The organism is Candidatus Accumulibacter aalborgensis (assembly GCF_900089955.1).
Taxonomy (GTDB): Bacteria; Pseudomonadota; Gammaproteobacteria; order Burkholderiales; family Rhodocyclaceae; genus Accumulibacter; species Accumulibacter aalborgensis.
In genome coordinates, this window is the sequence record NZ_FLQX01000111.1 from 46,609 (window position 1) to 65,548 (window position 18,940).

Below are 18,940 nucleotides of genomic sequence, written 5' to 3' on the forward strand. Positions count from 1 at the left end.
CTGGACTTGTGTCGAGTCACTTAGCGTGACTAGCGACAAATCATAATAACCATTGCTTACTTCGGGCTTACGGTATGAAAAAAACCATAGGTACAGCAACGCTTTGCTGCGCCTGCTTGATGTTCCGCTTCAGGTCGTCCAGGGCATGGGCCAAACGCCAGGAAGGCAGCCGTGCATCGCGCGAACGTTGAGGAACAATTTAACGGTCACCACTCCTGTTTTCGTTAGAATCGGGAGAATCCGTTTCCACCACATCCCCCGAATGGCGCCGAAGAAATGACCGATGCAAACCTGCTGCACGATCTGATCACCCGCTCTGCAACTCACGACCCGGGCGCCATCGCGCTCACCTATGGCCAGCAGTCGATGAACTACGGCGTCCTGCAGCAGTCGATCGCGGGTTTTGTCAGTGGCCTTGTCAGCCTCGGGCTGCAACGTGGTGAGCGGGTTGGCATCTACCTCGAGAAGCGCCTCGAAACGGTCGTCGCCAGTTTTGGCAGCGCGGCCGCCGGCTGCGTCTTCGTGCCACTCAATCCCCTGCTCAAAGCTGATCAGGTGGCCTACATCCTGCGCGACTGCAATGTGCGGGCGCTGGTCACCTCCAGCGAACGCCTGTCGCTGCTCGCATCGGTTCTGCCTGCCTGCCATGATCTGCGGCACGTGCTGCTGGTCAATGCCGACCGGCATGCAGCCAGTGACGGTCCGCTCGCCTACCTGGGCTGGGCCGATCTGCTGCAGATGGGCGGGCAGACCGGCCACCGAGTGATCGATACCGACATGGCGGCGATTCTCTATACGTCGGGCAGTACCGGCAAACCAAAGGGCGTTGTTCTCTCGCACCGCAACATGGTCGCCGGCGCAAAAAGTGTCGCCGGCTACCTCGAAAACACCGCTGGCGATACTCTGCTGGCGGCTCTGCCGCTCTCTTTCGATGCTGGATTCAGCCAGTTGACCACAGCTTTCCACGTTGGAGCACGCGTGGTGCTGCTCAACTACCTGTTGCCTCAGGACGTGCTCAAGGCGCTGGCGCGCGAGAGTGTCACCGGGCTGACGGCGGTGCCACCGCTCTATATACAGCTCGCGGAACTCGAATGGCCGCTAGCCATTGGCGAGCGTCTGCGCTACTTTGCCAATACCGGCGGGCGCATGCCGCGCGAGACCCTGACCGCCTTGCGCGCCCGCCTGCCGAAGAGCCAACCGTTTCTGATGTACGGCTTGACGGAGGCCTTCCGCTCGACCTACCTGCCACCGGCGGAGGTCGACCAGCGACCCGATTCGATCGGCAAGGCCATCCCGAACGCCGAAATCCTGGTCCTGCGTGACGATGGCTCGCCCTGCGCAGCCAACGAAGCTGGCGAACTCGTCCATCGTGGCGCACTGGTCGGCATGGGCTACTGGAATGACCCCGAAAAGACCGCCGAACGCTACAAGCCACTTCCCGCCAACACACCTGGTCGCGATGCCGGACTGGTGCTGCCCGAAATCGCCGTCTTTTCCGGCGATACGGTGCGCATGGACGAACAGGGATTCCTTTATTTCATCGGTCGCCGCGACGAAATGATCAAGACCTCTGGCTATCGGGTGAGCCCCACCGAGGTCGAGGAGGTGGTCTACGCCACTCGGCTGGTCGGCGAGTGCGTCGCCTTCGGAAGTGATCACCCCAAACTCGGCCAAGCCATCCAGGTGATTGCCACGCCACCCGCCGGAGCTGGTCTGGACACCGCCGCCTTGCTCGCCGAATGTCGCCGCCGGATGCCCGCCTACATGGTGCCGGCGGATGTCGTCGTGCGACCAGGCCCTTTGCCACGCAACCCTAATGGCAAGATAGACCGCAAAGCGCTGGCCAGCGAATTCCTTGCCGACGCGTCACCCGAAAACACCGGCCTGCATGCACATGCTGACCGCAAAGAAAGCTACAAATGAGCACCCCCGAACGTACTCTTCCGCTCCATGCGCCAATGAGCCAGTTTCAGGTGAAAAACGGAGAACTCGCCGTCGGCGGCATACCCTTGTCCCGCCTCGCGGCGCGCGTTGGGCAGACGCCTTTCTACGCCTGTGACCGCCAATTGCTGACCCGCCGGGTTGCCGAATTGCGCGCCGCGTTCCCAGCTTCGCTAAAGCTGCACTTTGCGATGAAAGCGAACCCGATGCCGGCAGTGGTGTGTCACCTGGCCAAGCTGGTCGATGGCATCGACGTGGCGTCGGGCGGCGAACTGAAGGTCGCTCTCGACGCCGGCGCTGATCCGCAGGCGATCAGTTTTGCCGGCCCCGGCAAGCGACGCAGCGAGTTGGAACAGGCGGTCGCTGCCGGCATTCTGATCAACATCGAGTCCTTTCGCGAAGTCGCCGAACTGGCGGCGATCAGCCGCGAAACCGGTTGTCAGGCACGCGTGGCCGTACGGGTCAACCCCGATTTCGAACTGAAGAGCGCGGGAATGAAAATGGGCGGCGGTGCCAAGCAGTTTGGCGTGGACGCAGAGCAGGTCCCCGAACTGCTGGCTGAAATTGGCCGATCGGGATTGGCATTTGAAGGTTTCCACCTCTTTGCCGGCTCGCAGAACCTCAAGCCCGAGGCGATCGTCGAAGCACAGAACAAGAGTTTCGACCTCGCCTTGCGCCTCGCGCAGTCGGCGCCGTCTCCGGTTCGTTTCCTCAATCTCGGCGGCGGCTTCGGCATCCCCTACTTCCCGGGCGAAAAGCACCTCGATCTGACGGCCATCGGCACCAACCTCGCGCTCATCGTGAAACGTGCCGCGCGAGACTTGCCCGAAGCTGAAGTGGTCATCGAACTCGGACGCTACCTGGTCGGCGAAGCCGGCATCTACGTCACGCGCGTCGTCGATCGCAAGATCTCGCGTGGCCAAACCTTTCTGGTCACTGATGGCGGTCTGCACCACCACCTGTCGGCGTCGGGCAACTTCGGGCAAGTGATCCGCAAGAACTATCCGGTCGCCATCGGCAACAGGATGACTCCGGCCAAACGTGAGACCGTCTCGGTGGTAGGAGCTCTGTGCACGCCACTCGACCTTCTCGCTGACCGCATGGAACTGGCCACGGCTGAACCGGGCGACCTGGTGGTCATCTTCCAATCGGGGGCGTATGGCCTGACGGCAAGCCCACAAGCCTTCCTCGGCCATCCGGCCTGCCTTGAAGTGATCGTCTGAGCGGGACGCCGAGTCGGCACCACCCGGTCAGGGCCATTACCGGCCTCGTGGAGCTGCGGCGGCCCTCTCCCCTTCCGACAGCCTAGCTGTTGCCGCTATCCAGGAAGCTGCGCAACTTGTCGGAACGTGACGGGTGGCGAAGTTTGCGCAGGGCCTTGGCTTCGATCTGCCGAATACGTTCGCGAGTGACATCGAACTGCTTGCCGACTTCCTCCAGCGTGTGATCGGTATTCATTTCAATACCGAAGCGCATGCGCAGGACCTTGGCCTCGCGCGGTGTCAGCGTATCGAGAACATCCTTGGTGATGAAGCGCAGGCTTGAATAGAGAGCGGCTTCGGTCGGCGCGAGCGTCGCGTGATCCTCGATAAAGTCCCCCAGATGAGAATCATCGTCGTCGCCGATCGGCGTCTCCATCGAGATCGGTTCCTTGCTGATCTTCAGAATCTTGCGGATCTTCTCTTCCGGCATTTCCATTTTCTTGGCCAGCGTCGCGGGATCGGCTTCGAGGCCGGTCTCCTGCAATATCTGCCGGGAGATGCGGTTCATCTTGTTGATCGTCTCGATCATGTGCACCGGAATACGGATCGTCCGCGCCTGATCGGCGATCGAGCGCGTGATGGCCTGACGGATCCACCAGGTGGCATAGGTTGAAAATTTGTAGCCACGCCGGTATTCGAACTTGTCGACGGCTTTCATCAGGCCGATATTGCCCTCCTGGATCAGATCCAGGAATTGCAGACCACGGTTGGTGTACTTCTTGGCAATCGAGATCACCAGGCGCAGATTGGCCTCCGTCATTTCCCGCTTGGCGCGACGGGCCTTGGCCTCACCGGTGGACATCTGCTTGTTGATGTCCTTGAGCTCTTTCAGCGGGATGCCGATGCGGTCCTGCAGGGCAAGCAGTTTCTTCTGCTCTTCCTTGATGTTCGGCGCGTTGCGCGACAGAATCGCGCCGAAGGTCTTGCCGGCGGCAGTAATCTCGGTATCGACCCAGTCGATGTTGAGCTCGTTGCCGGGAAACACCTTGATGAAATGGACGCGCGGCATGCGCACCGTGTCGACGCAGATGCGCTGAATTTTCCGCTCGCAGGCGCGCGCCTCCTCGACCATCGCGCGCACTGAGTCACACAGCCGTTCGATGGTTTTCGAGGTGAAACGCATGCCCATCATCGCTTCCGAGATCTCCTGCTGGATCTGGAGGTAGCCGTTGTCCTGGGAGCACTTCCGAGGCAACAGGGCATGCGCTTTGGCGTACGATGTCCTGATCAGCTCCAGCCGTTCGAGGCCCTCGGTCTTGAGCTTGAGCAGCGAGGCGGCCACCGCCGCACCTTCCACCGCTTCAGCGCTTTCCTCTTCTTCGTCGCCCTCCTCCGCCTCCTCAGCCGCAACCTCCTCAGCAAGCTCCTCCAGCGAGCCGCTTGTCTCGGGGTCGATCAGTCCGTCGATCAGCTCATCGATACGCATTTCATCGCGTGCAATGCGGTCGGCACAACTGAGGATCTCGACAATGGTCGTCGGGCAGGCGGAGATCGCCTGGATCATGTGCTTGAGGCCGTCCTCGATGCGCTTGGCGATCTCGATTTCGCCTTCGCGAGTCAACAATTCAACCGAACCCATTTCGCGCATGTACATCCGCACCGGGTCAGTCGTCCTGCCGAATTCGGAGTCCACCGTCGACAGCGCCTGTTCGGCCTGCTCTTCGACATCGGCATCGTCAGCACCGGCCGCCGGTGCGGCATCCGACATGAGCAGCGTTTCAGCATCGGGCGCCTCGTCATAGACCTGGATTCCCATGTCGTTGAAGGTGCTGATGATGCTTTCGATCTGCTCGGCATCGACGACGTCATCCGGCAGATGGTCGTTGATTTCAGCGTAGGTAAGAAAGCCCCGTTCCTTGCCGAGCTTGATCAGCGTCTTGAGGCGCATCTTGCGCGTCTCGTCGTCCACCGGTACCGGTTGCGTGCCGACCTGCGCCAACAGATCTGCCGCTGCCTTGGCTTTCGCCGCCTTCGTAGTTACCGCCTTTTCCCTTGCCATGAGCATTTCCCGGATAGCGTTGAACTGGAAAACTCTAAATTATAGCACACCTTAGGTCACCTGCCGGCCTCGCCCGCGAGCGCTGAGAGCCTGCAGGTACTGGTGCTTTTCTTCACTTGACAGGCCGCTCACGCCAAGTTTTTGAATCTTGTCCTGCAGAACATTGAAAGCACGCTTGTGCTCGCCTTCGAGCAGTCGCTTGACCGCACCGTCAAATTCCGCATCGATCTCGTCTTCGGCAAAGGGCTGTTGCATTAGTTCAGCCGCCGCGGAGTGCAGCATGCTCTCGTGCTCGCTCCCTCTGAGCCTTTCAAGCAAAGCCGGATAGGCCAGCATCCGATCGCCGCCGGCAGCAATGGTTTCGCATAACAGGTGGATGGCTTGGGCTTCCGCCGAGTTGTCAGACAACAGGTCGAGCGGCAGGCTCGTGGCCAATTGCGGTTTCTGGAGCAGCAAGCACAATAATCGCTGCCGCAACAGCGATGAAGGCGCCGGTCGCGGTACGCGCGCGGGTGCCGCGCGGGCAATCGGCCGCAGCTCGCACAGCCGCTCCACCTCGACCTGCGAAAAGCCGCTGGCCCGGGCCAGGCGCTTGACCAGTTGCAAGCGCAACAGAGGCGCCTGCAGGCGGCCGAGCAGCGGTTTGGCATCGGCCACGAGTCGGGATCTCCCTTCGGCAGTGGTCAGGTCGCAATGCCCGGCCAGTTCGCGCAGCAGGAAGTCCGACAATGGCAGCGCCTCGACAATCCGCCGCTGAAATTCCGCGCAGCCCTGTTGGCGTACGAAGCTATCCGGGTCGTCGCCCTCGGGCAGAAAGGCAAAGCCAATGGTCTTCTGCTCGGGGAGTATCTCGATACTGTTCTCCAGCGCGCGCCACGCGGCCTTGCGCCCGGCGTTATCGCCGTCGAAGCAGAAAACCACGCGGTCAGCCTGGCGCAGCAACTTCTGCACATGCGTGGGCGTAGTCGCGGTGCCGAGCGTGGCGACCGCGTTGCCAACGCCATGCTGAGCCAGAGCGACGACATCCATGTAACCCTCGACGACGATGGCCGTCTCGTTCTCGCGGATGGCCGCGCGCGCCTGCGGCAGGCCAAACAATTCACGGCCTTTTTCGAACAACGGCGTCTCTGGCGAATTCAGATATTTCGGCTCGCCGTGGCCCAGTACGCGGCCACCGAAGGCGATTACGTCGCCTTTCTGGTTGACGATCGGAAACATCACCCGGTCGCGAAAGCGGTCGTAGAGACGCCCTTGCTCGTTGCTGATGACCAGCCCGGCGAGCTGCAGTTCAGGGCTGCCGTAATCGTCGAAAGCGATGCCGAGGCCCTGCCATTCTTCCGGCGCATAGCCAAGACCGAAGCGACGGGCGACTTCACCGCTGACCCCGCGTGCCTTGAGATAGGACACAGCCTTTTCCGAAACCTTGAGTTGCTCGTAGTAGAACCTGGCCGCGCGCCTCATGATCTCGGTGAGCGCCTTCGCTTTCGGGCCTGGTGGCAGCCCTTGCCCCGGGCCATCGGGAACCTGCAGGCCGACGCGGGCTGCCAGTTCCCTGAGGGCATCGACGAAGCCAAGGCCGGAGTACTCCATCAGGAAGCCGATCGCCGTGCCGTGCGCGCCGCAGCCGAAACAGTGGTAAAACTGCTTGCTCGGACTGACCGTAAACGACGGCGACTTCTCGCTGTGGAACGGGCAACACGCAGTGAAATTGGCGCCCGCCTTCTTCAGTGGGACGCAACCATCAATGAGGTCCACCACGTCGACGCGATGCAGCAGTTCCTGAATGAACGAATCCGGGATCATCTAGAGCGCCGTTTTTGGGTCATCCCCAGGATCCTTCCCGATCTGCGGCCCAGGCAACGCCGTACTCCGCACGCCACCAAGGCGGCAATTCCATAAAACGCCAACAGCCGCCTATCTGAAGACAGGCGGCTGTCCAGACGCGGGCAGTGCTAGTACAACTTGGGCGGCAGGGTCTGGCTGCGCATCCGCTTGTGGTGACGCTTGACCGCGGCGGCCAGCTTGCGCTTGCGCTCCGCGGTGGGCTTCTCGTAGAACTCGCGAGCCCTCAGCTCGGTCAGCAAACCGGTTTTCTCAACAGTACGTTTGAAACGACGAATCGCAACTTCGAACGGCTCATTTTCCTTCACACGAATTGCAGGCATCGACTCATCCCAAGGTCAAAAAAATAATCTTACAGTTTAGCCGCGCATTATAAACACAGTTTCGGCACAACTCCAAGAGTCAATTGCCGAGCAGAGGAATCGCCGAATCACGCCAGCGACGAAGCGAAGCGCACGCCGAGACGTCGGAGCGTCCTTTCTGCCGCCAGCACGCCGCGATACTGCGCCTCTTCGAACAACGAAAAACCGCTGACGTCGGCATGGGCAAAGCGCAAGCGTTCGCCATCGACGGCGAAGCGCTGCCGGGCCGCGCCCCAGATCAGGCCGGGGACTGGCCGGGCCATGGCATGCCCATTGCGAAAGACGTCCAGGCGAGTCGTCAGTTTCCTGATCTCGGGGTGTGGCCGCTCCAGTTCGGCGAGGATCTGTTCGGCCCAGACCTCGCGTGGCGTGTCCTGCAGCGCGTTCCTGCCTTGTTGCGGACTGCGGTCGTCGAACGCCCGGTAGTAGGTGAGCACCGTTGCTCCCGACCATAAGCGCATCCGTTGGTGCGTGGCCACCACGTAGCCGAGGCCGGTACTGCCGTAGAGCACGTTGTCCCAGGCCAGGGGCGCGCCGGGGCGGTGGTCGGGAACACCCGACAAGGTCAGGTTGGCAACCAGCCAGGGCGCGTAGCTGTAGTCGCGGGCAGCCTCCTTCAGCGCTTCGTGACCGACGAAGACGTGTGGAACGAGGAACAGCGGTGCCGCCCAGATCAGTTGCTCGGCCAGCAGGCGTAGCGTCCGGCCCTCGCCCGGCAACCACAGGTCGACCTCGATCTTGTGGCCGGGCGAGGCGCAGTCTGGAACAGCGACGCGAAAGGCGACAGCGTCGCCGAGCAGCCGATCGCCGGCGCGTGCGCTGATCGAGCGCAGCATTCCACGGGTCAACCAGGCGTTGCCCTCCGGCGCGGTGAGCACGGTTTCACTGCCGGCGTTCTGCGCCTCGCCGTCGCGGCAGGCAAAATAGTGGATTCCGGCCCACGCCGAGACAGCCGCGCTGCCCGTGCCATAGTCGTCGCGACAGGCATAATCGACGTACCAATGCAGATGTGGTGAATCGAGGCCCTGCGCGAGCAGCCAGTCGTGCATGCTGATTCGGTCGAGCGCGAGCAGATCGGGAGAGTCGCTCGATAGCGCCATCGGCAAGGCGAAAGCTCGTCGCCCCAGGCCATCCCAACGGCGCCTGAAGGCTGCCATGAGATCGGCAAAGTACTGGTACTGCCGGCGCTCGACAGGACCGACACCGACTTGAGGCAATATCCCTTCCTGCCAGCGGCCGTCGCGAAAAAGGCGCTCCTGCGGCGTGGCGCACAGGTAGCGCTCGTCATAGATCGGTTTGACTGCCCGCGGATCACCCTGCAGCACCTCCAGTTCGGCGAGCAACTCACGTACAGCCGTCGCCTCGCGCGTTGGCAGCGGCAGGTAATGCGCACCCCACGGATAGGCACAGACGGTATTGCTGCCGGCACGTGAATTGCCTCCTGCTTCGCGCTCAAGCTCGACCAGCAGGAACTCGGCGAAGCCCGACTTGGCAAGCTTCCAGCCGGCCGCCAGACCACCGACGCCGGCACCGACAATGACTACCGGCACCTGCCGCGTTTCACCTGGCGGCGGGAAGCGCGGGTCGCGCAGCCGATGACCAAGGTCGAGTGAAGCGCCGAGCAATTCACCGGGCGGCAAGGGAGTTCGCGCGCCGTGGCAGCCGGCCAGCGAAGCCGCCCCGGTGGCGGCGAGGGAAGACGCGAAACTGCGCAGGAACTGACGCCGATCCATCACCTTAGCGTATCACCTGTCGCCATTCACGTTCGAAGTAGCGGACCAGTACCTGACTATTGAGGCGATTGACCTCGGCGCCAACGCGCGCCATGTCTTTCGGAAACAGGAACAGCGCCGGCGTGGTTTCTGCAGTCAGGAAGCGGGTGTCGACCGCGTAAGACGTCGGCGCCTTGTAGGCCCGCCGACCAGCCAGCACGAAACCCCATTCGCCGAAGGATGGTACCAGCGCGTGGTAGGGAGTGGTCACCAGGCCGACGCTCTCCAGCGTCGTGACGACGCACCAGAAGGACTGCCGCGCATAGAGCGGCGAGGTCGACTGGATGACGGCCAGCGCTTCGCCCGTCAGGTGCTTGTTTAGCAGGCGGTAGAAAGCCGAGCTGTAAAGCTTGCCAATGGCAAAATTCGATGGATCGGGGAAATCGACGACCACGAAGTCGAACAGATCGTCATTGTCTTCCAGCCACTGCAGCGCGTCGGCATTGACCACCCTGACCTTGGGCGAAAGGAGCGCGTCCTGATTGAGTTTGCGCAAAGGCGGCGCGGTGGCAAAGAGTCGGGTCATCGCCGGATCAAGGTCGACCAGTGTCACCGACTCGATCTGTGGGTACTTTAGAATCTCGCGCAAGGCCAGCCCGTCGCCCCCGCCAAGCACCAGCACCTGCCGTGCTGCCGGCAGCGTGGATAGCCCCGGATGGACGAGCGCCTCGTGGTAGCGGTACTCATCGCGTGAACTGAACTGCAGGTTGTTGTTCAGATGCAGGCGCAGGTCATCTTTCCAGCGGGTGACGACAATCCGCTGGTAGGGTGTGTTCTCGGCATGGACGATCTCGTCGGCGTAGAGATGCGCCTCGGCCAGCGAGGTCAACTCGCCGGCAGCGGCGAAAGCGACCACCAGTACGAGCATGGCTATGCCACCCTGCACGCGCAGCCAGGCAAAGTTCTGCAACTGCTCGCGAAACAGCCCCCAGGCCCACAGCGCGACAATGACGTTGAGCAGGCCGAAGAGCAGGCCGCTGCGCATCAGTCCCAGATGCGGCACGAGCAGGACGGGAAAGAGGATCGAGACGGCCAGCGCGCCGAGATAATCGAAGGTCAGCACCTGCGAAACGAGATCCTTGAACACCAGATCTCGCTTTAGAATCCGCATGATCAACGGAATTTCAAGCCCGACCAGCACACCGATGCCGGCTACCACCAGGTAGAGCGCCAGTTTGAACGGCGCTGGCGACCAGGCGAAAACGAAAAACAGCGCCGCAGCCGAGAAACCGCCGAGGACGCCGACCATCAACTCGACCTGAATAAAGCGTGCCACCAGATGGCGTTCGACGTAGCGCGACAGCCACGAGCCGATTCCCATGGCGAACAGGTAGGTGCCGATGACCGTCGAAAACTGGGTCACCGAATCACCAAGTAGATAGCTGGCCAGCGCCCCGGCAATCAGTTCGTAGGCCAGCCCACAGGAGGCAACAATGAAAACCGAGAACAATAGCGCGTGCTTCATTTCATTCTTGACGGTAGACAAGCCAAGCATCATACGTTCCCGTCGCTGAATTGCGCTACCATGCACGCAAAAAGGGAGCCATTGTGCCCCGGCGAACCGACTATTTTGGATGGATGACGACACGTCGATGAACATGACACCGCCCGAACTGACCCGCCCCACGCTGGCAGTCCTTTTCCTCTGCGCGTTGATCGCCGCTTCGACCTGGATCCTGAGCCCGTTTCTGCCGGCGCTGATCTGGGCCACGACAGTGGTCATCGCTACCTGGCCGGTCATGCTGCGGGTGCAGCAGCGTCTCGGCAATCGGCGTGCTCCGGCGGTGCTCATCATGACGCTGCTGGTCCTGCTGGTTCTTGTCGTCCCCTTGTCTCTGGCCATCGCCACCCTGGTTGACAATGCCGACCGGATTGCCGACGCGGCGAGATATGTCGCTGCCTTCGAGGTGCCGTCGCCACCCGCATGGGTCAGTGACCTGCCTCTGCTCGGAAACCGGGTCGAGCACGCCTGGGCGCACCTGGCCAGCATCGGAACGGCCGAACTCGCCGCCAAGGCGGCTCCCTACGCCGGTAACCTGACGAAATGGTTCGTCAGGGAAGTGGGCAGTTTCGGACTGGTCTTCGTCCAGTTCCTGCTCACCGTCGCCCTGTCGGCGATTCTCTATTCGGCGGGCGAGAAAGCTGCCGTGGCCGTGCGGCGTTTCGGCTATCGCCTGGCGGGCGAACGCGGCGATAACGCCGTTGTGCTGGCCAGCCAGGCCGTTCGTGCCGTTGCCCTCGGCGTCGGCATTACCGCGCTCGCGCAGTCGATCCTTGGCGGTATCGGCCTGGCCATCGCCGGCGTCCCGTTTGTCCCCGTCCTGACTGCCCTGATGCTCATGTTCTGCATCGCCCAACTCGGGCCAGGACTCGTGCTGGTGCCTGCCGTCATCTGGCTCTACTGGAGTGACAGCACCGGCTGGGGCACTTTTCTCCTGGTCTGGACCGTCATCGTCGGCACGATGGATAACTTTCTGCGTCCGCTTCTGATTAGAAAAGGCGCTGACCTTCCCCTGCTGCTGATCCTCGCTGGCGTCATCGGCGGACTGCTGGCCTTTGGGCTGGTCGGCATCTTCGTCGGCCCGGTCGTGCTCGCCGTTGCGTATACGCTGCTACAAGCCTGGATCGACGACGTTCCGGCCTACCCAGCCGCGACTCCGGCGGTAGTCAGCCGATCACCCAACGCCACGATACGCGGTGCGGCTCCCGCTGCTCAGACAGCTTCTCATCTCCCCTCCGATTGATTTGCGCCATGTTCTCGGGAATCATCGCCGCTCTCGGCCGGATCACCAAAATATCCCCACGTCATGACGGCGCCGCGACCCTGCGCCTGACGATCGATGCCCATCAGCTCGGGCTGGACGACGTCGGTCTTGGCGATTCGATCGCCTGTAACGGCGTCTGCCTTACCGTGGTCGGCAAACAGGAACGCTGTTTCTTCGTAGATGTTTCACCGGAATCCCTGGCGTGCACCGTCGGCCTGGCAGCGCCGGGACCGGTCAATCTCGAAAAGGCGCTTCGCCTGGCTGACCGCCTTGGCGGGCACCTCGTCTCCGGTCATGTGGACGGCGTCGGCGAAGTGCTGCGTTTCGACCCGATCGGCGATAATCGCCTGCTCGCAATCCGTGCGCCGGAAGATCTCGCCCGGTACATCGCGCGCAAGGGCTCGATCACCGTCGATGGAGTCAGCCTGACGACCAACTCGGTCGATGGCGCAACGTTCACCATCAACCTGATTCCTCATACGCTGGCAGTCACCACGCTCGGGCGCCTTCAACCCGGCAGCCGGGTCAATCTCGAAATCGACCTGATCGCACGCTATTGTGAACGCCTCCTTGGTGTGTCCGATACCGTCAAATAGGCATGCAGCATGTCCTGCAAATCCTTAGCACCGACGAACGCCGACAGGCCGCTCAACTCAAGGAATTGGCACACCACCCGGACCCCGGCACCGCCCCGCAGGGTGATGGCGAAGTGCGCCGCCAAGCGCGAGGTGGCCCCGCCCCAAGCTGCTCCGCCCGCTCCAGGCGCGAGCAGCGCCTCACGACCAACCGACCATCGACAACCGCGAAGGACGCGGTGACACCGGCCTCGTGTATGGGCTATAGTCGATCCCGGCAGGACCTTCGAGCATCTTCCTTCTCCCTCGATTCCCTTTCTGTTCAGCTCCGCCTGTCCTTTAATTGTGGCGAATTCGCCATGCTTTGATCGCCCTGCCGGCGCCGGCAAAGCGATGTCGTCATCACAGCAGCTCCAATTCGTCGATCAGGCTGTCTCGCCGGGCCTGAATCTTGAGTTGTCCGAATTGGGCGCGGAAGCTATCCAGATCACCGAATACGCGCTGGTCAACAAAGCTGACCAGCCCGTACAGTTCCAGCAAGGAATTCTGGAGCGGCGTTGCCGTCAGCAAGACCTTGTGCGGCAGCCGCAGCGCATCGCGCAGGATGCGGGCTGTCTTGTTCTCTGGCTTATAGACGTTGCGCAGGCGGTGCGCTTCGTCGACGACCACCAAGTCCCACGGCACCGACTGCACGTCCTTGGCTTTGCCTGCCGCGAATTGGTAGGAGCAGATGAGTACGGTGGCGCTATTGCCTGCAACGTCGAACGGGTTGGTGGCACCATCCTTGATGGCTTGGCGGTAGGACTTGGCTTCAAGCAGACTGCTGGCGATAGCGAACTTGTCGGCCAGTTCCTGATGCCACTGCTTGCGCAAGTTAGCCGGGGTGGTGACCAGAATGCGGCGTTTGCGCCCGGCCCATTTCTGCGTGATCAGCAAGCCGGCCTCGATGGTTTTGCCGAGGCCGACCTCGTCGGCAAGGATGGCACCCTTGGACAGCGGGTTGCTCGTCGCGAACAGCGCCGCGTCGATCTGGTGCGGGTTCAAGTCGACTTGAGCATCCAGCAGCGCGCCGGCCATGCGGTCCATGGAATTGGACGCGGCACGGCGGGTCAATTGATGCGCGAAATACGCTAACGAGGCTCCGCCTCAGACCGACAAGTGGTATTGGGGAGTTGCCGGTCTGAGGCGGAGCCTCGTTTGATAGTGGCGAGTTGTCGGACGATAGGTATGAAGTGGCCCCGGTCGAGCCGGCTGGGAGTAACCCAGATGAGTCGGAGGTCAAAGCCTCAATGGGTCAGAAGACCCGTGGACGACCGGAGCCGAAGATGAAACTACCACAAAGTGTGGGCGAAGTTCTACGGGAACATGTGGTGCTTGAGAACGAGAGCATCGACCGGATGTACCTGAACGTCTATGTTCCACAATTGCAGCGGATCGGTGGCGTGGTGTGGTATCTGCGGGGGCATTTGGGGCAGCGCTTTGCCTCGACGGTTGCTATAGCGCCAAAGACCGAACAGTTCGTGGCGGCGATCGAAAAGTTTGCGAAACGCCGTGGCGTCGACGTCGTGAGTTTCAGGAAAGATCAACGCAAAGACGACGTCACGCAGGAGTATCTGGCGAAGTTCGAGGCCGATGAAGGAGTGCTGTACATCGGGCGGGCGCAAGAGAAGGCGCGCGTGGTGCGCACCGAGAAGCGGCACAGCACGATCACGGGAGGCACCTACCCATGGGTGGTGGATGGCAGCGCGTTCGTCAATTACTACTACTTTTACTGTGTGGACGAAGACTTTGGTCCCTTCTTCCTGAAGTTCTGCTCGTACTTTCCGTACAACGCCAAGCTCTGCCTCAACGGGAACGAGTACGCCAAGTGCCAATTGCGCAAACAGGGCATCGCCTTCCAGGCGCTGGACAATGGCATCTTGTCGTGCGCGGACCCCAAAGCGCTCCAACGCATCTGCGATGAACTGGACGCCACGAAGATCGACGGCCTGCTGCGCAAATGGCTGGACCGTTTGCCGCATCCGTTCGACGACAAAGATCGCGCCGCCGGTTATCGCTACGAACTGTCGATCCTGCAAGCCGAGTTTGCCTTGACCCAAGTCCTTGATCATCCGGTGACCGGCCGGGTGTTCTTCGAGCAGGTCATCCGCGAAAATCTGGATATTGGCCGTCCGGATCAAGTGCAACTGATCTTCAATCGCCGTGTAACCCGGCGGACGCCTGGGAGGTTTCGTACCCGGGTGATCACCGAAGGGGTCACCCCTTCGTTGCATGTGGACTACAAGCGTTCACGGATCAAACAGTATCACAAGGAAAGTCAGGCCTTGCGCACCGAAACCACCATCAACGACACCCGCGACTTCGGCATTGGTCGCCTCCTGCATAACCTGCCCGCACTGCGTCGCGTGGGCTTCGCCGCCAACCGGCGGTTATTGGAAGTGGAGCGGGTCAGCCATGATTGCGCATTGGGCGAGGAGGCTTTCCAGGACTTGCAACATCCTCGCCAGATAGCAGGCCAGCGGGTGCCGGCACTGCGCTTCGCCGATCCACAGGTGCAAGCTCTCCTGCATGCTCTGTTGATGTTCGTCTTTCTCCCTCAGGGGTTCACTAACAAGGAACTCCGCCAAGTATTCGCTGTGCTTCTCGGGAAATGTTCCGGTGAGATCAAGCCCGGTCGCATGAGCTATGAGCTTCGCCGCTTGCGCTTGCACGGCTTGATCGAGAGGATACCGAAATCACATCGCTATCGACTCACCGAACATGGACTGCGAACAGCCATGTTCTACACCCGCGTGTACGCGCGCGTCCTGCGTCCGGGTCTCGCCATTCTGAGTGCACACGACGACAAGACATCACCATCCCCTCTGCATCGCACTTTCCAGGCCGCCGAGAAAGCCGTCCATTCATGGTGCGACAACGCCAAAATCGCCGCATAACACAATCTTGACTCAACACAATTTGACTCAACCGCTTCAAGATTTCTCACCCAAGGAATCTAGCTGGTGCGGACTGTAATTCATCGTTCGTCACTTCTTCCCTGTATGACAAATAGTACTATGGCGTTGGCCTATCGTCCCCAATGGCCTTCAAAGTCGAAGGAAAGTTGCCGCTGATGGCGGATGGCGAGGAGGTAAATCGTTCCGCCAGTCAGCGCGTAGAGCAGCAGGTAGTCCTTGAGGACGTATTCGCGCAATGCGTCCATGTCCTGCGTCAGCGCCGATAACTTTGCGCTGAGCGTTGCCAGTGCATTGATGGTCTCGACCGAGCGCGGTTGGCGGGCCAAAAATGGCCGCCCCATTTCGGGGAAGCGCTCAAGGTTGGGAGTCACCGTTTCAAGCAGTTCATCCAACAAGCCGTCGAAGGCTTGCGGTGCTTCCTCTTCGGTCAGGAAAAGTTCAATGTCTTCGAGGTTACGCTCGAAATTCGCGGTGAATTTGACGGCAGGTTTTTTCGCCATGCTTAATGTCGTCCCTCGTCGGCATCCCACGTTGTTCGGTAAGCATAGACGTGGGACGCCGTCGCTACTGGGTCAATGTCCCAATAGTGGCGACACAGCCGACGGTAGAGGTCGAGCGCAGGCTCAAAGCAGCAAAAGCTGAGCAGGTCATCGAGGGTTTGGTCGATCTGCCGCGTGTCCTGGCTGCGGGTGCGCAAGATCCCTTCAACGAGGGGCGTGTACTCGTTCACCGCCTGTTGATGGATGACGTCGATTTCGGCGGCAAGCTGGGCGATGCTATTGACGTGCGGATCAACTCGCACGGCAACAGCCCCTGAATACGGTTCTGAGAACCCGGCGATCTCGACCAATTACGCACTACGCCGACGCTTGAGGGCGGTAATGGCGCTGCGGGCATCCTTCACTTTGCCAGCGACAATGTCGTCGAGTCCCTTGGCAGCCTCGTCGATCAGCAGCAGGTGAATTCGCTCGCGCTCCAACTGGTGGTAGTAATCCAGACGCCTGGCGTCGATCAGGGCGATGTAACTCTCGCCGTTTCTGGTGATGATTTTCTCGGCGCCGCCCCTGACCTCTTCAGCCAGTTCGGAGAAATTCGCTCGGGCGTTCGAGAGGGGAATAACGTCGCTTGCGCAAATACCCATGATGGCCTCCTGTGCCGCACAAGGTGTGCAGTATGTTGTACATAATACGCTTTGGCGGTCAGAGGTGAAAGCAGAACCTGCGCGGCTCTTCGGAGTGTTTGTCCGTGAAATGATTGAATGCAGACTGCCCGCGATAGGGCGGTCCAGCCCGGCGAAGACAACAATCAGCGGCGTGTCGTCACTGTTGCGGTTGGGTGCGGCTATTGTGAGCCACGGTTTGTGTATAGTGGTCACCAGATGTGGGAAAATACAAAACTAGCCATTAGGTTTAAGCGCGTCTTTCACCCGAAAAGTGCTGGGCGGTTTCGGCAATAGTCGATGACGGTAAGCGGTCATCAAAAAGTCTTCCGTGCTTCCGTTCCCGGTTTTCAAAGGCCTGGAGCCTTCTGAAGATCGGAGGACTTATCCGAGAGCGCTTTAAGAGGCAAAGGCTTTCCGCAATGCCATGGCGCGCCACCCCCAACCCCTGACCATGTTCCCGACCGAATTCGCACTTACCCTGCTTCGCCATCCCGCAACGCCCGCTCCGGTTGTGCGGCTGATTGAAGTCCACGCCGCACGCACCGCGGACGGTCATCTTGAGTTGGCTTACTGTCTGCGCGGCGACATGGCCCGCTTGTTGATCCCTGAGCCAGAAACAAGGGGCGATGCAGACGAGCTTTGGCAACACACTTGCTTCGAGGCATTTGTCGGTATTGCTGGCCAAGCCTCCTACCGCGAGTTCAACTTCTCGCCGGCCGGACAGTGGGCAGCCTATGCGTTCGCCGACTACCGCCAGAGGGACGCGACACTGGAGCGGGTCACCGCGCCGCGGATCAGGGCCCGGCTGACCGCAGGCCGACTCGAGCTGGAGGCGGTCATTGCTCCCTCGGCCTTGCCGCCGATGGCGACTGGGACAACGCTGCAGATCGGTATCGCAGCCGTTGTTGAAGCCACCGACACGATCGACGGTAGCCATAGCTACTGGGCGCTGCACCACCCGGCCGCGCTGCCGGATTTCCACCATCGTGACGGCTTTGCGCTCGAACTGGCGCCGCCACCAGCGCCTGCATACGAGAACGCCCGATGACCGCCCTCGAGTTCGGCCTCGACCGCCTGCTGACCGACCCCGATCTGCGCCGGCCATTGCGGGGCCGCCGTCTCGCGCTGGTCGCCCACCCGGCTTCCGTCAGCGCCGACCTGAGGCACGCCCTCGACGCCCTGAGCGCCAGACCCGACCTCCGGCCGACTGCTGCCTTTGGCCCACAGCATGGCTTGCGCGGCGACAAGCAGGACAACATGATCGAGTCGCACGACTTCGTCGATCCCGTGCACCACATCCCTGTGTTCAGTCTGTACGGCACGGTGCGTCGTCCGACGCCGGCAATGATGGCTACCTTCGACGTGTTGCTGATCGACCTGCAGGACCTCGGTTGCCGGATCTACACCTTCATCACCACGCTGCGCTACCTGCTCGAAGCCGCCGCCGAGCACGGCAAGGCCGTTTGGGTCCTCGACCGCCCGAACCCGGCCGGACGCCCAGTCGAGGGTTTGCTGCTGCATCCCGGCTGGGAGAGCTTCGTCGGCGCCGGCCCGCTACCGATGCGCCATGGCCTGACCATGGGCGAACTGGCGCGCTGGTTCATCCACACCCTCGCCCTGGACGTCGACTGTACGGTGATCGAGATGCGTGGCTGGGCACCGGATCTGGCGCCCGGCTACGGCTGGCCAGTCGGCCAGCGTAGCTGGATCAACCCGAGCCCTAACGCCGCCAACGTCTCGATGACGCGCTGCTACGCCGGCACAGTCATGCTTGAGGGAACGACGCTCTCTGAAGGCCGCGGCACGACCCGCCCGCTGGAGCTTTTCGGCGCGCCGGACATCGACGCCGGCCAGTTGATCGCCAGAATGCACGTCATCGCCCCGGACTGGCTGCTCGGCTGCCGACTGCGCGAATGCTGGTTCGAGCCGACCTTCCACAAGCACGCCGGCAAGCTGTGCAGTGGCCTTCAGATTCATGTCGACGACGTCCATTACCTGCACTCGGCATTCCGCCCGTGGCGCCTGCAGAGTCTCGCTTTCAAGGCCCTGCGTCAACTCCGTCCGGATTACCCCCTGTGGCGCGATTTCGCCTACGAATACGAAACCGATCGGCTGGCGATCGACCTGATCAATGGCTCGCCGCTCTTACGCGAGTGGGTCGATGACCCGGCAGCAACGCCCAGCGACCTTGAGGCGATCTGCCGGACAGACGAGAAGGCCTGGGAACTTGAGCGCAAGGAATTCCTGCTGTACTGAGGCAAGAAGCCGCAGCCGAGAAGCTTCTCCGGCCGCGGCTTGTTGTT

15 protein-coding genes and 1 pseudogene are annotated in these 18,940 nt (G+C 61.5%); 8 read left to right on the forward strand and 8 right to left on the reverse strand.

Features of this window, described 5'->3' with window-relative positions; translation table 11 throughout:
- Nucleotides 1-276 precede the first annotated feature (276 nt).
- Together ACCAA_RS10845 and ACCAA_RS10850 are read left to right on the forward strand one after the other, a co-directional pair.
- Entirely contained in the window at nucleotides 277-1,923 is a 1,647-nt protein-coding gene (locus tag ACCAA_RS10845; RefSeq protein WP_186407265.1) for an acyl-CoA ligase (AMP-forming), exosortase A system-associated, read from the forward strand.
- On the forward strand, nucleotides 1,920-3,164 hold the full coding sequence (locus ACCAA_RS10850) for a pyridoxal-dependent decarboxylase, exosortase A system-associated (RefSeq protein WP_186407266.1): 1,245 nt from the start codon (nucleotides 1,920-1,922) through the stop codon (nucleotides 3,162-3,164). The genes ACCAA_RS10845 and ACCAA_RS10850 overlap by 4 nt, the downstream gene beginning before the upstream one ends.
- 82 nt (nucleotides 3,165-3,246) lie before the next feature.
- Here ACCAA_RS10850 and rpoD read toward each other — a convergent pair whose 3' ends face one another.
- The 5 genes from rpoD to ACCAA_RS10875 form a co-directional block, all read right to left on the reverse strand.
- The gene (gene rpoD, locus ACCAA_RS10855) at nucleotides 3,247-5,202 is read right to left on the reverse strand and encodes an RNA polymerase sigma factor RpoD (protein ID WP_186407267.1); all 1,956 of its coding nucleotides are present in this window, start codon (nucleotides 5,200-5,202) and stop codon (nucleotides 3,247-3,249) included.
- Nucleotides 5,203-5,253: 51 nt separating this feature from the next.
- Complete coding sequence (gene dnaG, locus ACCAA_RS10860; protein WP_186407268.1) at nucleotides 5,254-7,005, reverse strand: DNA primase; 1,752 nt, start codon at nucleotides 7,003-7,005, stop codon at nucleotides 5,254-5,256.
- Between the two features lie 149 nt (nucleotides 7,006-7,154).
- Entirely contained in the window at nucleotides 7,155-7,367 is a 213-nt protein-coding gene (rpsU, locus tag ACCAA_RS10865; RefSeq protein ID WP_012807257.1) for a 30S ribosomal protein S21, read from the reverse strand.
- A gap of 107 nt (nucleotides 7,368-7,474) precedes the next feature.
- The gene (locus tag ACCAA_RS10870) at nucleotides 7,475-9,139 is read right to left on the reverse strand and encodes an NAD(P)-binding protein (RefSeq protein WP_186407354.1); all 1,665 of its coding nucleotides are present in this window, start codon (nucleotides 9,137-9,139) and stop codon (nucleotides 7,475-7,477) included.
- Nucleotides 9,140-9,143: 4 nt separating this feature from the next.
- Nucleotides 9,144-10,673 carry a polyamine aminopropyltransferase gene (locus ACCAA_RS10875; protein ID WP_425394481.1) on the reverse strand — a complete coding sequence of 510 codons (1,530 nt, stop codon included), beginning with the start codon at nucleotides 10,671-10,673 and terminating at the stop codon, nucleotides 9,144-9,146.
- A gap of 97 nt (nucleotides 10,674-10,770) precedes the next feature.
- Here ACCAA_RS10875 and ydiK point away from each other — a divergent pair, with 97 nt between their 5' ends.
- Both ydiK and ACCAA_RS10885 read left to right on the forward strand, forming a co-directional pair.
- Nucleotides 10,771-11,922, forward strand: coding sequence for an AI-2E family transporter YdiK (gene ydiK, locus ACCAA_RS10880; protein WP_342674050.1), 1,152 nt, complete (start codon nucleotides 10,771-10,773; stop codon nucleotides 11,920-11,922).
- 8 nt (nucleotides 11,923-11,930) lie between these two features.
- The gene (locus ACCAA_RS10885) at nucleotides 11,931-12,539 is read left to right on the forward strand and encodes a riboflavin synthase (protein WP_186407269.1); all 609 of its coding nucleotides are present in this window, start codon (nucleotides 11,931-11,933) and stop codon (nucleotides 12,537-12,539) included.
- A gap of 405 nt (nucleotides 12,540-12,944) precedes the next feature.
- Here ACCAA_RS10885 and ACCAA_RS10890 read toward each other — a convergent pair.
- Nucleotides 12,945-13,631 (reverse strand): annotated as a pseudogene (locus tag ACCAA_RS10890) (SNF2-related protein); the annotation flags it as partial.
- A gap of 212 nt (nucleotides 13,632-13,843) precedes the next feature.
- On the opposite strand from ACCAA_RS10890, the gene ACCAA_RS10895 reads away from it, so the two are divergent.
- A complete protein-coding gene (locus ACCAA_RS10895; RefSeq protein ID WP_186407271.1) occupies nucleotides 13,844-15,454 on the forward strand; it encodes a hypothetical protein in 1,611 nt (536 codons plus the stop codon).
- A gap of 131 nt (nucleotides 15,455-15,585) precedes the next feature.
- On the opposite strand, the gene ACCAA_RS10900 is transcribed toward ACCAA_RS10895, so the two are convergent.
- Nucleotides 15,586-15,975, reverse strand: coding sequence for a type II toxin-antitoxin system RelE/ParE family toxin (locus tag ACCAA_RS10900; protein WP_186407272.1), 390 nt, complete (start codon nucleotides 15,973-15,975; stop codon nucleotides 15,586-15,588).
- 86 nt (nucleotides 15,976-16,061) lie between these two features.
- Here ACCAA_RS10900 and ACCAA_RS10905 point away from each other — a divergent pair, with 86 nt between their 5' ends.
- Nucleotides 16,062-16,292, forward strand: coding sequence for a hypothetical protein (locus ACCAA_RS10905; protein WP_186407273.1), 231 nt, complete (start codon nucleotides 16,062-16,064; stop codon nucleotides 16,290-16,292).
- 33 nt (nucleotides 16,293-16,325) lie between these two features.
- On the opposite strand, the gene ACCAA_RS10910 is transcribed toward ACCAA_RS10905, so the two are convergent.
- The gene (locus ACCAA_RS10910) at nucleotides 16,326-16,616 is read right to left on the reverse strand and encodes a type II toxin-antitoxin system Phd/YefM family antitoxin (RefSeq protein ID WP_186407274.1); all 291 of its coding nucleotides are present in this window, start codon (nucleotides 16,614-16,616) and stop codon (nucleotides 16,326-16,328) included.
- Nucleotides 16,617-17,061: 445 nt separating this feature from the next.
- Here ACCAA_RS10910 and ACCAA_RS10915 point away from each other — a divergent pair, with 445 nt between their 5' ends.
- Together ACCAA_RS10915 and ACCAA_RS10920 are read left to right on the forward strand one after the other, a co-directional pair.
- Nucleotides 17,062-17,685, forward strand: coding sequence for a DOMON-like domain-containing protein (locus ACCAA_RS10915; protein ID WP_245754540.1), 624 nt, complete (start codon nucleotides 17,062-17,064; stop codon nucleotides 17,683-17,685).
- Entirely contained in the window at nucleotides 17,682-18,893 is a 1,212-nt protein-coding gene (locus tag ACCAA_RS10920) for an exo-beta-N-acetylmuramidase NamZ family protein (protein ID WP_186407275.1), read from the forward strand. The genes ACCAA_RS10915 and ACCAA_RS10920 overlap by 4 nt, the downstream gene beginning before the upstream one ends.
- Nucleotides 18,894-18,940 lie beyond the last annotated feature (47 nt).

Coding starts and splice junctions, on each gene's coding strand:
- ACCAA_RS10845 (WP_186407265.1), top strand. CDS start 277: ATGACCGATGCAAACCTGCTGCACGATCTGATCACCCGCTCTGCAACT.
- ACCAA_RS10850 (WP_186407266.1), top strand. CDS start 1,920: ATGAGCACCCCCGAACGTACTCTTCCGCTCCATGCGCCAATGAGCCAG.
- rpoD (WP_186407267.1), bottom strand. CDS start 5,202: ATGGCAAGGGAAAAGGCGGTAACTACGAAGGCGGCGAAAGCCAAGGCA.
- dnaG (WP_186407268.1), bottom strand. CDS start 7,005: ATGATCCCGGATTCGTTCATTCAGGAACTGCTGCATCGCGTCGACGTG.
- rpsU (WP_012807257.1), bottom strand. CDS start 7,367: ATGCCTGCAATTCGTGTGAAGGAAAATGAGCCGTTCGAAGTTGCGATT.
- ACCAA_RS10870 (WP_186407354.1), bottom strand. CDS start 9,139: ATGGATCGGCGTCAGTTCCTGCGCAGTTTCGCGTCTTCCCTCGCCGCC.
- ACCAA_RS10875 (WP_425394481.1), bottom strand. CDS start 10,673: ATGCTTGGCTTGTCTACCGTCAAGAATGAAATGAAGCACGCGCTATTG.
- ydiK (WP_342674050.1), top strand. CDS start 10,771: ATGAACATGACACCGCCCGAACTGACCCGCCCCACGCTGGCAGTCCTT.
- ACCAA_RS10885 (WP_186407269.1), top strand. CDS start 11,931: ATGTTCTCGGGAATCATCGCCGCTCTCGGCCGGATCACCAAAATATCC.
- ACCAA_RS10895 (WP_186407271.1), top strand. CDS start 13,844: ATGAAACTACCACAAAGTGTGGGCGAAGTTCTACGGGAACATGTGGTG.
- ACCAA_RS10900 (WP_186407272.1), bottom strand. CDS start 15,975: ATGGCGAAAAAACCTGCCGTCAAATTCACCGCGAATTTCGAGCGTAAC.
- ACCAA_RS10910 (WP_186407274.1), bottom strand. CDS start 16,616: ATGGGTATTTGCGCAAGCGACGTTATTCCCCTCTCGAACGCCCGAGCG.
- ACCAA_RS10915 (WP_245754540.1), top strand. CDS start 17,062: ATGGCGCGCCACCCCCAACCCCTGACCATGTTCCCGACCGAATTCGCA.
- ACCAA_RS10920 (WP_186407275.1), top strand. CDS start 17,682: ATGACCGCCCTCGAGTTCGGCCTCGACCGCCTGCTGACCGACCCCGAT.